Source organism: Shinella sp. CPCC 101442 (assembly GCF_024704725.1).
Lineage (GTDB): Bacteria > Pseudomonadota > Alphaproteobacteria > Rhizobiales > Rhizobiaceae > Shinella.
The window spans coordinates 851,292-865,421 of sequence record NZ_JALIQS010000002.1; the positions used below are offsets into that span (position 1 = coordinate 851,292).

The following is a 14,130-nucleotide window of genomic DNA, read 5'->3' on the forward strand; positions in this document are numbered from 1 at the left end:
GGCCCCACCGCCAGCTTTCACCGGCGTGACCTCCTGCCCGGAATGTTCGTATGGGAGCCTTTCCGCGCCGAAGCACGGGCCTCTTGACGGCTCGTTGTCAGGGTAAAATGAAGCATTAACCTTGATGCTTGGTTAATGCTGATAAACGGCTTCAGGGGAGGCCGATCACCTCCCCTTCACATTTGCGTCAGTGACCGGCGCGATTGCGGACGCAAAACCGCTGCACACTTTTGCTGGAATTGCTCAGATGACGACGTGCGAGCCGAGTTCGACGACGCGGTTGGTCGGCAGGCGGAAATAGTCGGACGGGTCGGTCGCGAGGTTGGCGAGACCGATGAACAGCCGGTCCTGCCACATCGGCATGCCGGACTGGGCATCGGGCACCAGTTTGCGCCGGCCGAGATAGAACGAGGTCGACATGATGTCGAACTTGTGCCCCGACTTGCGCATCAGGCCGAGTGCGCTGGAGACGTTCTGCGTCTCCATGAAGCCGAAACGCAATTCGATGCGCGAGAAGCGCTCGGAGATCTTTTCGACCTTGAAGCGCTCGGCACGCGCGACGCGCGGTGTGTTGGCGGTCTTGACCGTCAGAATGAAGTTCTGGTCGTGCAACACGTGATTGTGCTTGAGGTTGTGCAGGAGCGCGGCCGGGGCGAAATCGGGGTCGCTCGTCAGGAAGATCGCCGTACCCGTGACCTGCACGGGGGCATGGGCGCTCTGCTTTTCCACCGACTTGACGAAAGCCGGCAGAGGAACCTCGATCCGCCGCGTCTTGTCGCGCAGGATGCGCGTCCCGCGCGTCCAGGTCCACATCAGAACCACGACCGCGGCAGCGATCGCGACCGGCACATAGCCGCCGTCATGCACCTTGAGGAGGTTCGCGCCGAGGAAGGTCAGTTCGAGCAGGAAGAGCGGCGTCAGGACCGCAGCGGCGGCGAGCGGCTTCCAGCGCCAGCGCTTGCGCAGGAATTCGAAGGCAAGCACCGTCGTCACCACCATGGCCCCGGTGACGGAGATGCCATAGGCCGTCGCCAGCGCTTCGGACGAGCCGAAGATGAAGACGAGCATCATCACGCCGAAGAGCAGCACGGTGTTGACGCCCGGCAGGTAGATCTGCCCGGTCTGGGTTTCCGACGTGTGGTAGATTTCCATGCGCGGCAGGAAGCCGAGATGGATCGCCTGGCGCGTCAACGAGAAGGCGCCTGTTATCACCGCCTGGCTGGCGATGACGGTGGCGAAGGTGGCGAGGATCACCACCGGCAGCAGCGCCCATTTCGGGAACATCAGGAAGAACGGGTTGGCGATCGTCTCGGGATGGGCGAGGACCAGCGCGCCCTGGCCGAGATAATTGAGCGTGAGGGCCGGAAACACCAGACAGAACCAGGCCCACTGGATGGGCCGGCGGCCGAAATGGCCGAGGTCGGCATAGAGCGCTTCCGCCCCCGTGACCGTGAGGAAGACGGCGCCCAGCACGACGAGGCCGACATAACCTTCGTTGAGCATGAACAGAACGGCGTAGTAGGGATTGAACGCCGCGAGAATGCCCAGATCGTCGCTGATGTGGTTGAGACCGGCAACGCCCATGACGATGAACCAGACCGCGGTGATCGGCCCGAAGAACTTCGAGACGGCGGCCGTGCCCCAGGACTGCACGGCAAACAGCAGGACAAGGATGACCACCGAGATGGGCACGACATAGTCGCCAAGGGCGGGCGTCACCAGTTCCAGGCCCTCCACGGCCGACAGAACCGAAAGCGCCGGCGTGATCATGGCATCGCCGATGAAGAGCGCCGCACCGATGGCGCCCAGGAAGAAGAGGATACGGCTATGGTTGCCCGCCGTCTTCGAGAGGAGCGCCAGCAGCGACAGCGTGCCGCCCTCGCCGTGGTTGTCGGCGCGCAACAGGAAGAGCACGTATTTGAGCGTGACGATGACCGTCAGCGTCCAGATCATCAGCGAGATGAGGCCGATGACCTCCAGGCGTTCCAGGCCATCACGCGCGACGGGGCGCAGCGCCTCGCGGAAGGCGTAGAGCGGGCTCGTGCCGATATCGCCATAGACGACGCCGACGGAACCGAGCGACAGAAGAAACAGCGTGCGCGCCCGGCTGTGGGTGTGCGGTGCGCTACCGGCATGTGGTTGCATGGGACGATCAGGCCTAAAGCCAGCCTTTCCAGCGGAAGAAGAAGAACGGGAGGATTGCCGAAAGCACCATCGCGCCGACCGTCAGCGGATAGGCATAGGCAACGCGCAGTTCCGGCATGAATTCGAAGTTCATGCCGTAGATGGAGGCGATCAGCGTCGGCGGCAGAAGGACGACGGAGGCGATCGAGAAAATCTTGATGATGGCGTTCTGCTCGAGGCTGATAAGGCCGAGCGACGCGTCGAGCAGGAAGGTGATGTTGCCGGCGACGAAATTGGCGTGTTCCAGCAGCGACTGCACGTCGCGCTGCACCGTGCGGCAGAGTTCGAGGCTCACCCGGTCGGATTGCAGCGCCGGCAGCGCGTGCAGGAAGGTCAGCATGCGGGAGAGCGACATGAGGCTGTCGCGCGCCTTGGCGAGCAGCCGGTGAAGTGCCGAGACCTGCACGACGCGGTCTTCGAGATAACGCGGCGGCCTGCGGGAAAGGTGCCGGTTTTCGCCGAACACTTCCAGCGACAGCTGATCGGCGCGCGCGACGGCGATTTCGAGGATTTCGGCGGTTCGGTCCGCGATGGTCTCGAGCAGCCGCGTGATCATGACGGTCGACGAGGAACAGCCGCCCGGAATGCGGTGCATCGCGCTCTTGAAAAGCGGAAAGGAGCGCGGTTCGGCATAGCGCACCGTCAGCAGCTTGCCGGCGGTCAGGATGAAGCCGACATCCGTGAGGTGCGGCAGATCGCCCTCCGCCTTCACGATCAGCGAAGCGGTCATGTAGGTGGAGGCGCCGTCGGTATAGAGGCGGCTCGACGGCTCGATGTCCTTGAGTTCATCGCGGGTCGGGACTTCCAGGCCGAGCACGCGCTCGATCAGCAGTTCCTCCTCGCGGGTTGGCTCGTGCAGATCGACCCACACGGCACCGGCGAGAGCATCGGCGGCGGCAGAATCGGCCTCGGTGGGCAGGGCTTGCGCCTCGCCGTTGGGACGGAAAACCGTGATCACCGGCGAGTGGCTCCGAAGCGGCCCATCGCTCACACTCCCTCGCGCATATCCTGCACGTGACTGGACGCCGCCCATCAGCGGTCGGCCGCGCATATTGCGCGGCGCAACATAAAAATCAAGGCCACCGCCCGGAGCGTCCCGGGCGGCGAAAGAGCCTGTTATTCGAAGACGATGGCGGGCGCGTTGCGCGTACCCTTGCCCTGCACGGTTTCCAGCTCCTGCCAGACACGCGCCGCGATGGCGCGGTAGGCCTTGGCCGAAGCACCTTCCGGATTGGAGACGACAACGGGCGTGCCGGCATCGGACGTCTCGCGGATGTCCATGGTCAGCGGCACCTCGCCGAGGAAGGGAACGCCGATACGCTCGGCCTCCTTGCGCGCACCGCCATGGCCGAAGATGTCGTAGCGGTTGCCGGTATCCGGCGCGATGAAATAGCTCATGTTCTCGACGATGCCGAGCACCGGCACCTCGACCTTCGAGAACATGTTGAGGCCCTTGCGGGCATCGATGAGGGCAAGGTCCTGCGGGGTCGAGACGATGACGGCGCCGGCAAGCGGCACCTGCTGGGCCATGGTGAGCTGGGCATCGCCCGTGCCGGGCGGCATATCGACGACGAGCACGTCGAGATCGCCCCAGGCGACTTCGCGCAGCATCTGCATCAGCGCCGACTGGATCATCGGCCCGCGCCAGATCATCGCAACCTCCTCGTCGACGAGGAAGCCCATCGACATGACCTTGATGCCGTAGTTCTCCATCGGCTTGATGATGCGGCCCTCGATCTGTTGCGGCCGGCCGGAAATCTTCAGGAGCCTGGGCATCGAAGGGCCGTAGATGTCGGCGTCGAGAATGCCGACGCGCAGGCCGTTCGCCTTCAGCGCGAGCGCCAGGTTGACCGAGGTCGTCGACTTGCCGACGCCGCCCTTGCCGGAGGCGACCGCGATGATGGCGCCGACGCCGGGAATGCCGGATTTGGCGCGCTGCTGCGGCTGGGCGGGTGCGGCATGGGCGTGGCCGGCATGATTGTGCCCCGCGTGATTGTGGCCGGCATGGCCGTGATCCGCCGCGCCTCGGCCGGGCGATGGCGGCGCAGGCGCGCGCGACGTTGCCGGACCGGACGCGGCGCGCTTGTCCGCCGTCAGCGCCACCATGGCGGCCTTGATGCCGGGAATTTCCTTGACGACCCGCTCGGCGGCGGCTCGCATGGGATCGAGCTCGCGGGCGCGCTCGGCGGGAACGGTGATCGAAAAATAAGCCTTGCCATCGGAAATGAAGACGTCGGAAACCATGCCGAGATCGACGATGTTGCCGTCCATGTCCGGGCCGCGCACCGTGCGCAACCGTTCCAGCACCTGTTCCTTGCTCACGTCAGTCATGAAACCCTCATCAACCTGTCACGGGATCGGCCCGCTGCCCTCCCGTAGATAGTGCACAGGAAGGCCGCCGCCAAACAAATTTACCTGCAAGGGATAGCGGCAACTTTGCCGGAGATCACAGAGCTAGGCGATCAGCCCGCGGCGGATCGCCTTCACCACCGCCTGGGTGCGGTTGACCGCTTCCAGCTTGCGGGTGACCTGGTTGAGGTAGTGGTTGACCGTGTGTTCGGAGAGGCCGAGGATTTCGGCGATCTCCAGGCTCGTCTTGCCCGCCGCCGTCCAGCTGAGGCACTGGATCTCGCGCTCGGTGAGCACCACCTGCCCCGACTTCCACGCCGCGCCGATTTCAGCCAGCCGGTTGAAGAGATGGACGGAGATCATCTGTAGCATCAGCCGGTCATCGCGGCTGAGCACGGCACCGTCACCGCCCCAGACGACCGCGCCGCGATTGCCGAGCGCATCGTGCACCGGAAAGAAGTGGCCGACCAGCATGCCGTGATTGTTCATCAAGTCGAGCAGTTCGGAAAAATCCGTCGCCTCGGAGGAGTCGCCGATCCATTCGCGCATATCGTAGGAAAAGGGCACCGTCGTCAGGCGCAGCTTGCGGATACCGGCGCTGTGACGAACCATGCGCAGCGCATCGTACTTGGCGAGAATTTCCTGCGGCCAGTTGCTGACGATGGAATAGGCCGAGAGCTTCTCCGCCTCGAAGCCCGGCAACGTGAAGACAATAAAAAACTTCAGGCCATACTGTTCGCACTTGCGCCGCATGTAGCGCACGATGTCGAACTGGGTCTCAAGGGCGGCGATCTCGGCGCCGTCGTCCTGCAGCTGGTTTTCACCGCCGCTTGTTTCGTCAGTTGTCATTGTTCCCCGCATTTCTTTTTATCGCCTTGGGCATTTGGAGCGGGACCGTACGCATTCCAGACAATCTCAAGGTTATTTTATGCATCAGTTCAAAAGTCCGGCGCGGATCGCCTTGGCGACCGCCTGTACCCGGTTGACCGCATCGAGCTTGCGCGTCGCCCGGTTCAGATAATGATTGACCGTATATTCGGAGAGGCCGAGGATTTCCGACATTTCGACGCTCGTCTTGCCGGCCGAGGCCCAGGACAGGCATTCGATCTCGCGCCGCGACAGGGGCGCGTGCTGTCCCACCCCGGCCTTGATCTCGACCATTTCGGTGAAGATGTGATTGGCAACGGCGTTGAGTTCGGCCATTTCCCGCGGATCGAGGGCCTCGCGCGTGCCGCCGAAGGCCAGCGCGCCGCGCAGGCCTGCGGAATTGTGCGCCGGGAAATAGGCGCCGCGCGTCATGCCATGCCTTTCGAAGAGAGACGTGGCAATCGCCGCCTTGCCATCCAGGCGGCGGCGGTTGGTGCCATCGGCATCATAGGCGAAGGGATTGGTGCTCTGGCGCAGCCGCTCGATGACGGGGCTCCCGAAGATCAGACCGGCATGGTCATAGGTCTTCAGCATCTCGTCCGGCCACGAGGTCAAAAGCACGCTCGAAGAGAAGTCCGTCGAGGTTTCCGAGGGTACGTTGATCAGCAGATAGCCGCGCAGGCCATACCGCTTGGCGAGGCCGTCAAGCGTCTCGGTAATGTCGTCCTGCGAGCCCATCGCCGATAGGCCACGGCCCCAGCGTGTCTGGGATTGCGCAGATGTCGTATGGAATCGATCCACCATGTCCAACCTTCCTTCAGCACGCACGCAACCGCGCGGCAAAACATGCCACACAATGCACTGCTTGCTTCAGGAACCCCCGTATCCCAATGCAAGTATGTTCGATGAACCGCGCTCAAGTCCGCGGCAGGCGACGCAACTTCGAAGCTGGTCATCACGGAAGCTAATGGCGGCCCCCAGTCACGTCCAGCGCGATTTTCTAATTTACCGTAAAATGGGCCTACAAGACAACCATGCGACCATTCACGGACCAATCGTCACGACCTACCGTTGCGGACCAAGCCGTGCCGACAGTTCCGCCATGATGCCGCGGGCCGTGTCTTGGACCAGCGGCGCCCACGCGCCGAGTTGCGCCTCGCTGACGCGATAGGCCGGTCCCGTCACCGAAATGCCCGCGACGAGCGAACGGCCGGCATCGAAGACAGGTGCGGCGACGCAGCGGATGCCCGGCTCGTGCTCCTCCCGATCAAAGGCGATGCCGCTTTGCCTGATGCGGTCGAGTTCGGCCATCAGCGACGACCGGTCGGGGATCGTATGCGGCGTGAAACGACGAAACTCCGTTTCGGCGAGAATTTTTTCGAGCGCCGCGCCGTCGAGCGTCGAAAGCGCAGCTTTGCCGACCCCCGTGCAGAAGGCGGGCGAGGCATTGCCGATCTGCGAGTTCATGCGCACGGCCTGCCGGCTTTCCACCTTGTCGAGATAGATGATCTCCCGACCGCGCAGCACGCCGAGATGCACGGTCTCCCCCGTCTCCCGGTGCAGCGCCTCCAGGAAGGGGGCGGCAACCGCGCGGAATTCATTGCGTGCCCAGCTCGCCGAGGCGAGCTTGAGCAGGCGCAGGCCCGGCACATAGGCGTGGTCGGGCCGAAGCTCCAAAAGCCCCTCCTGCACGAGATGGGAAAGCTGGCGGTGCAACGTGCCGCGCGGCTGGCCGCTGACGGTGAGCACATCGGTGAAGCGCATGGGCCGGTCGGCGAGCGCCACGGTTTCAAGAATGCCGATGGCCTTGCCGAGCGTGCCCGTGCTTCCCTCGCCGTCCGCGTCCGATTCCATCGCCTTGCCTCTCGTCCGTCTTGACTTGAAGCTAAAGCTAGCGGAATAATTCCAAATAATCAAACTCAGTTCCAAATATCGGAACGCTTTGGAGGAAACGATGGCAGTCGGCTATCCCGACCTTGCAGGACAAGGCGTGCTCGTCACCGGGGGCGGCTCGGGCATTGGCGCTGCCCTGGTCGCCGGTTTTGCAGCGGCGGGCGCGCGCGTCGCCTTTCTCGACATCGCCGAGGTGGCAAGCCGCACGCTCGTTTCCGAACTCGAAGGCAAGGTCGCCCATCTTCCCCACTATATAAGGGTGGACCTGCGCGACATCGCAGCCTTGCGTGCGGCCATTGCCGAAGCGGCGGACGTGCTCGGGAGCCTGCGCGTGCTCGTCAACAATGCGGCGCGCGACGACCGGCACGCGCTGGAGAGCGTCGAGCCCGACGACTGGGACGAGAACCAGGCGGTCAACCTGCGCCCTCACTTCTTCGCCGCACAGGCGGTCGCACCCTATATGCGGGCGGGCGGCGGCGGGTCCATCGTCAACTTCTCCTCCATCGCCTACCTGCTCAATATGGGGGAACTGCCCGGTTATGCCGCGGCGAAGGCGGGCATCGTCGGCCTCACCAAGTCGCTTGCCGGCAAGCTCGGACCGGACAATATCCGCGTCAACGCCATCCTGCCCGGCATGGTGCTGACCGAGCGGCAGAAACGCCTGTGGATCGACGAGGCCGATATTGCCGGCGGCATCGCGCGGCAATGCCTGAAGCGCTCGCTCATCGCCGATGACATGATCGGCCCCTGCCTTTTCCTGGCGTCGGACGCTTCCGCCGCCATCACCGCACAAACGCTCATCGTCGATGGAGGCATGCTCTGATGACTGAACCTGCATATGTCGCGGTTGACTGGGGAACCTCCAGCTTCCGCCTCTGGCTCATCGGCAAGGATGGCAGCGTGCTCGCCGAGCGCCGCAGCGACGAAGGCATGACGACCGCCGCCCGCACCGGCTTCGAGGCGGTTCTCGATACCCATCTCCGGGCCATCGGTGCGCCGGAAAACCTGCCCGTCCTGATCTGCGGCATGGCCGGCGCCAAGCAGGGCTGGGTCGAGGCCGGCTATCTCGATACGCCCGCCGCCCTTCTCGACATTCCCGCTGCAGCCGTGCGCATTCCCGGCGTCGAGGCCGATATCCGCATCCTGCCCGGCCTGGCCCAGCGCGACGCGACGGCACCCGACGTCATCCGCGGCGAGGAAACGCAGCTGCTCGGCGCGGCTGGCGAACTCGGCGACGGCGACCACCTCGTCTGCATGCCCGGCACGCACAGCAAGTGGGTGCGCCTCTCCGGCGGCAGGGTCGAAGGTTTTTCGACCTTCATGACGGGCGAGCTGTTCGATGCCATCGCCAAAAATACCATCCTCAGCCATTCGATTGCCGAGGCCGGCCCGGTCTCCGGCAACAACGCCGCCTTCCGTGCCGCCGTCGGCCGGATGGTGAAAAACCCGGCGCTGGCAACGAGCCAACTGTTTTCCGTGCGCGCCGGCGCGCTGATCGCGGGCCTTGTACCTGACGACGCGAAAGCGCGTCTCTCGGGCACGCTGATCGGGCTGGAGATTGCCGGCGCATTGTCGCTCGTCGCCGAAGGCACGCCGGTGGCGCTGGTCGTTTCCGGCGGGCTCGGCGCGCTCTATGGTGAGGCCCTCGCCGCCGCCGGCCTGTCGCCTGTCGTGATCGACGCCGACACGGCCGTAAGAAACGGCCTTGCCGCAGGCGCCAAGGCGCTCTGGTCCCTCTAGTTCCTCCCCACGAAAGCACACATGATGAGCCGCATTCCCTTTCCCCCGATGAAATATCCGCTGATCGCCATCCTGCGCGGCCTGAAGCCTGCCGAGACGGAAGCCGTGGTTGGCGCACTGATCGAGACCGGCTTTACGGCGATCGAAATCCCGCTGAACTCGCCCGAGCCCTTCCAGTCCATCGAGACCGCCGTGAAGATGGCGCCCGAGGGCTGCCTGATCGGCGCCGGCACCGTCCTGACGGTGGGCGACGTGGTCAGGCTCGACTCGGTCGGCGGAAAGCTGATGGTGAGCCCGAATGTCGAACCCGACGTCATTTCGACGGCCGCGGCCAGGGGCATGGTGACGATGCCCGGCGTGTTCACGCCGACCGAGGCGCTTGCCGCTGCCCGCGCCGGTGCCACGGGCCTGAAATTCTTCCCGGCGAGCGTGCTCGGCCCGTCCGGCATCCAGGCGATCCGTGCCATCCTGCCTGCGGAACTGGAGATCGCGGCCGTCGGCGGCGTGTCGGAAAAGAATTTTGGCGACTATGCCGCCATCGGCATCCGCAGCTTCGGCCTCGGCTCCAGCCTCTACAAGGTCGGCATGGGCGCCGAAGAGGTTCGCGCCCGCGCCAAGGCAACGATCGAAGCCTATGACGCCGTCTATGGAGCCAGCCGATGACCGAGACCCATTCCTTCACCGGCCGCATCCTCGATGAGGTCGATTGCCAGCTCGGCGAAGGCCCGACCTACGATCCGGCGACCGACAAGGCGTTCTGGTTCGACATCAAAGGCCGGAAACTGCACGAACTGCATCTCCCCACCATGAGCAAGGCCGTGCACGACCTGCCCTTCCTCGGCAGCGTTCTCGCCGTCGTGGATGCCGAGCGCCAGCTCATCGTCTCCGATCAGGGCCTTTTCATCCACAGCGTCGCGGATGGCACGTTGGCGCCCTTTGCCAGGCTGGAAGACAATCCGGTCAACCGCTCGAACGACGGACGCGTGCACCCTTCCGGCGCGCTCTGGGCGAGCACGATGGGCCGGCGGGCGGAAAAGCATTCCGGCGCGATCTACCACGTCGCCGGCACGACGGTGACAAAACTCTTCTCCAACATCACCATCCCGAACAGCATCTGCTTTTCGCCCGATGGCGGCACCGGCTATTTCACCGATACGGATATCAACCACCTGATGCGTGTGGCGCTCGATCCGAAAACGGGCCTCCCCGTCGGCGAGCCGGAGCTATTGAGCGACGAGAGCGGGACCTCGGGCGGCGTCGATGGCTCGGTCTGCGATGCGGATGGGCTGATCTGGAATGCGCGCTGGGGTTCCAACGCCGTCGATGTCTACAAGCCTGACGGCACCAAGGTCGCGCGCTATCTGGTGCCTGCCTCGCAGTCGAGCTGCCCGGCCTTCATCGGCAAGAACGCCGACCGGCTGCTGGTGACCTCCGCCTGGCAGGATATGGACGATGCCGCCCGCCTTGCCGATCCGCATGCCGGCCGGACCTTCGAGCTCGGCATTGCCGTCAAAGGCCGGTTCGAACCGAAATTCTCGATCTGAGACACCGTCTTTTTCACTGAACGCGCGCATGCGGCTCCGGATTCACCGATCCGGGGCCGTTTTTTATGCATAGCTTAAGTATCTGGGCGATCAAAAAGAAGGCAATTTTTATCGGAACCAAACAAGGGGGGCGCCGTTCTCTAACCATCAGCGGGTGCGGACGGCCTTTCAATCACCGCCGCGCCTTGATGCCAACGAGAGACGAAAAGGCAGGTTCCAAATGACCAACAAGCTTCTTACTTCCGTTGCCGCCAGTGCAATTTTCCTCGGCGCTGCGCTTGCTCCCGCGGCCTATGCGCAGGACACCACCCAGCCCGCGACCGACCAGACCCAGACGATGGATCAGCAGCCGGGCATGGCCACCGAAGGCGCCACGGGCACGACACCCGGCGACACCGCCGCCAATCCCGGCACGACGCCGACCGAAGACACGGCCCAGACGCCGGCCACCGGCACGGCTACCGAGGATACGGCTCAGACCCCGGCAACACCCATGGAAGACACCGCCCAGGCTCCGGCCGCAGGTGGCGACTATCTGACGGCGCAGTCGGATGAACAGATCAGCGCCAACACCTATATCGGCCAGGCTGTCTACAACAGCGGCGATGAAAGCATCGGCAAGATCTCCGATCTGATCATGGCGAAGAGCGGCGGTGTCGACGCTGCCGTGATCGGTGTCGGCGGCTTCCTCGGCATCGGTGAAAAGTGGGTCGCCGTTCCGTTCGAGAAAATCTCGATCACGCAGGTTCCCGACTCCGACGATGTCAAGCTGACGACCTCGGAAACCGCCGAAAGCCTGCAGGCTGCGCCGGAATTCAAGACCAAGTCGCAGCAGGTCGCCGAACGCCAGGCCAATACCCCGGTCGATACGTCGACGACCGCATCGACGACCGATACGGGCACGGCCCCGGCCACGACCCAGCCGGCCGAATAAGCCGACAGGTCTTCTGACTGACCTCCAGCCCGGTGGCGCTCCCTGCGCCACCGGGTTTTTCATGCGGTCAGTACCAGGCGTCGGCCATGGTGGCCTTCTTGCGCTCCATGTAGTCGCACAGCGCCTCGTCGACGGCGATGTCGAGCGGCGGTGCCTCATACTCGGCGAGCGTCTTCTTCCATTGGCGGTTGGCGCGCGTCGCGATATCCGTCGAGCCGCCCTCCTGGCTCCATTTCTCGAAGGGCTCGTTATCCGACAGCGTCGAATCCCAGAAGGCCGTCTGGTAGTTGCGCATCGTATGATCGCAGCCGAGGAAATGGCTGCCCGGACCGACCTGCAGGAAGGCGTCCATGGCGAGGGTGTTGTCATCGACAACCACGCCCGCGAGATAGGAGTGCAGCGCGCCGCAGAGATCCGCGTCCATGACGAATTTCTCGTAGGACATGGCAAGCAGGCCGTCGAGAAAACCGGCGGAATGCAGGATGAAGTTCGCCCCGCAATGCACGGCCGACAGCATGGACATCAGCCCTTCCTGCATCGCCTGCCCGTCCGGCAGCTTCGAATTCGAGAAATTTCCCGCGCAGCGCAACGGAAGCTTCAGGCGCCGCGCCAGCTGACCGACGACCATGGAACCGATGGCCGGTTCCGGCGTGCCGAAAGTCGGCGAGCCCGAGCGCAGCGACATGGAGGACAGGAAGTTGCCGAAAATGACCGGCGCGCCCTTGCGCTCCAGCTGCGTCAGCGCGCAACCGGCCAGCGTTTCGGCGAAGGACTGGGCAATGGCGCCGGCATTCGTCACCGGCCCCATCGCGCCGCCGAGAATGAAGGGCACGATGACGGCGGCCTGGTTGGCGCGGGCATAGGCACGCAGCGACTTGGTCATCGTGCCGTCCCAGACGAGCGGCGAGTTGACGTTGACATTACCGAGGATGACGCAGTTCTTGTCGACGAAATCGGCGCCGAACAGGATGCGCGCCATGTCGATGGAATCCTCCGCGCGATCTTCCGCCGTGATCGAGCCCATGAAGGCGCGGTCGGAATATTTCATATGGCTGTAGACCATATCGAGGTGGCGCTTGTTGACGGGGATGTCGACCGGCTCGCAGATCGTGCCGCCGGAATGGTGCAGCCAGGGGCTCGACTGGGCGAGCTTGATGAAATTCCTGAAATCCTCGAGCGAGCCATAGCGCCGCCCCTTGTCCAGATCCATCACGAAAGGCGAGCCATAGGCCGGCGAGAAGACGACGTTCCTGCCGCCTATCTGCACGTTATTGGCGGGGTTGCGGGCATGTTGCGTGAACTCGGCCGGCGCGGAGGAGACGATCTCGCGCAGCATGCCGGGTTCGAAGCGCACCAGCAGGCCTTCCACCTTGGCGCCCGCGCGCTTCCAGTGATCGAGTACTGCGGGATCGTCGCGGAACTCGATACCGACTTCCGCCAGGATGCGGTCGGCCGCACGCTCGACTTTCTGGAGGTTTTCCTCCGACAGCACGTCATAGGTCGGGATGCCGCGCACGATATAGGGCACGCCAAGCGGCTTTGCGGCATTGTCACGCCGCGTGCCCCTGCCCCGCCGTGCCGGCGCTTCGATCGTTGCTGCTACACCCATGCTCACCTCCATAATTGGAGATGAGGCTAGGCGTGAAAAAGCCCGCTGTAACGCTGGAAAAATTTATTCGACACTATAATCTCAATTTATGGAAACCCTGCGCCGCCTACTCCCTTCCGCCTCCAGCCTCATCATCTTCGAGGCTGCCGGGCGGCACCAGAATTTCACCCGCGCCGCCCAGGAGCTTGGCATGACGCAGGCGGCCGTCTCCTATTCGGTGCGCAATCTGGAGGAACAGCTCGGTGTGGCGCTCTTCCACCGCATCCATCGCGCCGTGGAACTGACCGATGCGGGCGAACGCTTCCATGCGGATGTGACGCTCGGCCTGTCGCGCATCCAGAAATCGGCGGAGGATATCCGGGCCAAGGGCCGCGAGGCGAATGTCACACTGTCGGCCTCCACCGCCTTCGCCTCGATGTGGATGCTGCCGCGGCTCGCCAAGCTTCGCGCCGACCTGCCGGATATCGACCTGCGCATCCAGACCAGCGTGCGCGATCTCGATCTCGACGAAGAGACGATCCCGCTCGGCATCCGCGGCGGCGACCCGGCGAAGTGGCCGCGCTACCATGCGGCATTGCTCGCACCGGAGGTCGTCACCGCCGTCGCAAGCCCCGCCTTCGTGGAAAGCCGCGGGCATCCGAAGACGCCGGAAGAGCTTCTGAAACTGCCGCTCATCCATCTGGAAGAGCCGGTGCGCGCGGCCTGCGACTGGCCGGAATGGTTTGCCAGCGCCGGCGTGCGCTATCCCGCGCAGGCGCGGCGGCTCGCCATCAACGACTATGTGCTCGTCATTCAGGCGGTGCTGGCGGGAGAAGGTGTCGCGCTCGGCTGGCGCCACCTCATCGAGGGACAGGTGCGCTCGGGCGCACTCGTTCCTGTCGGCGGCCATTCGCTGGAACTCGACGAAGGCTTCTACGTCGTCTGGCCGCGCTCGCGCGAACTCAACGGCCCGGCGCGCCGCGTGCGCGACTGGCTGGTGGAGGAAGGGCGGCTCAGCCGGGAGGTCTGAC

At 64.3% G+C, this 14,130-nt stretch carries 13 protein-coding genes; 6 read left to right on the forward strand and 7 right to left on the reverse strand.

All coding sequences use genetic code 11. The features are described 5' to 3' along the window. Positions 1–243: 243 nt before the first annotated feature. From MUO32_RS09390 to MUO32_RS09415, 6 genes are all read right to left on the reverse strand, one after another. Positions 244–2,145, reverse strand: coding sequence for a potassium transporter Kup (locus tag MUO32_RS09390; protein WP_257947946.1), 1,902 nt, complete (start codon positions 2,143–2,145; stop codon positions 244–246). A 13-nt stretch (positions 2,146–2,158) separates the two neighbouring features. Next, complete coding sequence (locus tag MUO32_RS09395) at positions 2,159–3,142, reverse strand: magnesium transporter CorA family protein (protein WP_308311275.1); 984 nt, start codon at positions 3,140–3,142, stop codon at positions 2,159–2,161. A gap of 158 nt (positions 3,143–3,300) precedes the next feature. Then, positions 3,301–4,515: an iron-sulfur cluster carrier protein ApbC gene (gene apbC, locus MUO32_RS09400; protein WP_257947947.1), complete on the reverse strand. Its 1,215-nt coding sequence runs from the start codon at positions 4,513–4,515 to the stop codon at positions 3,301–3,303. Positions 4,516–4,638: 123 nt separating this feature from the next. Next, complete coding sequence (locus MUO32_RS09405) at positions 4,639–5,382, reverse strand: LuxR family transcriptional regulator (RefSeq protein ID WP_257947949.1); 744 nt, start codon at positions 5,380–5,382, stop codon at positions 4,639–4,641. A gap of 84 nt (positions 5,383–5,466) precedes the next feature. Beyond that, entirely contained in the window at positions 5,467–6,204 is a 738-nt protein-coding gene (locus MUO32_RS09410) for a LuxR family transcriptional regulator (protein ID WP_257947950.1), read from the reverse strand. A gap of 261 nt (positions 6,205–6,465) precedes the next feature. Beyond that, positions 6,466–7,254: an IclR family transcriptional regulator gene (locus tag MUO32_RS09415; protein WP_257947951.1), complete on the reverse strand. Its 789-nt coding sequence runs from the start codon at positions 7,252–7,254 to the stop codon at positions 6,466–6,468. Positions 7,255–7,354: 100 nt separating this feature from the next. Between MUO32_RS09415 and MUO32_RS09420 the strand changes: the two genes are divergently transcribed. The 5 genes from MUO32_RS09420 to MUO32_RS09440 all read left to right on the forward strand — a co-directional run bounded on the left by MUO32_RS09420 (position 7,355) and on the right by MUO32_RS09440 (position 11,511). Continuing rightward, positions 7,355–8,116 carry an SDR family NAD(P)-dependent oxidoreductase gene (locus tag MUO32_RS09420; RefSeq protein ID WP_257947952.1) on the forward strand — a complete coding sequence of 254 codons (762 nt, stop codon included), beginning with the start codon at positions 7,355–7,357 and terminating at the stop codon, positions 8,114–8,116. Beyond that, positions 8,116–9,033 carry a 2-dehydro-3-deoxygalactonokinase gene (locus MUO32_RS09425; protein ID WP_257947953.1) on the forward strand — a complete coding sequence of 306 codons (918 nt, stop codon included), beginning with the start codon at positions 8,116–8,118 and terminating at the stop codon, positions 9,031–9,033. The genes MUO32_RS09420 and MUO32_RS09425 overlap by 1 nt, the downstream gene beginning before the upstream one ends. Before the next feature lie 24 nt (positions 9,034–9,057). Continuing rightward, on the forward strand, positions 9,058–9,696 hold the full coding sequence (locus tag MUO32_RS09430) for a 2-dehydro-3-deoxy-6-phosphogalactonate aldolase (RefSeq protein WP_257948244.1): 639 nt from the start codon (positions 9,058–9,060) through the stop codon (positions 9,694–9,696). Further along, positions 9,693–10,577, forward strand: coding sequence for an SMP-30/gluconolactonase/LRE family protein (locus MUO32_RS09435; RefSeq protein WP_257947954.1), 885 nt, complete (start codon positions 9,693–9,695; stop codon positions 10,575–10,577). Before MUO32_RS09430 ends, MUO32_RS09435 begins: the two co-directional genes overlap by 4 nt. Positions 10,578–10,797: 220 nt before the next feature. Next, positions 10,798–11,511 (forward strand): PRC-barrel domain-containing protein, encoded by a 714-nt coding sequence (locus MUO32_RS09440; protein ID WP_257947955.1) that lies wholly within the window; start codon positions 10,798–10,800, stop codon positions 11,509–11,511. A 67-nt stretch (positions 11,512–11,578) separates the two neighbouring features. On the opposite strand, the gene MUO32_RS09445 is transcribed toward MUO32_RS09440, so the two are convergent. Next, positions 11,579–13,120, reverse strand: coding sequence for a trimethylamine methyltransferase family protein (locus MUO32_RS09445; RefSeq protein WP_374708621.1), 1,542 nt, complete (start codon positions 13,118–13,120; stop codon positions 11,579–11,581). A gap of 88 nt (positions 13,121–13,208) precedes the next feature. On the opposite strand from MUO32_RS09445, the gene MUO32_RS09450 reads away from it, so the two are divergent. Further along, the gene (locus MUO32_RS09450) at positions 13,209–14,129 is read left to right on the forward strand and encodes a LysR substrate-binding domain-containing protein (protein ID WP_257947957.1); all 921 of its coding nucleotides are present in this window, start codon (positions 13,209–13,211) and stop codon (positions 14,127–14,129) included. Position 14,130 lies beyond the last annotated feature (1 nt).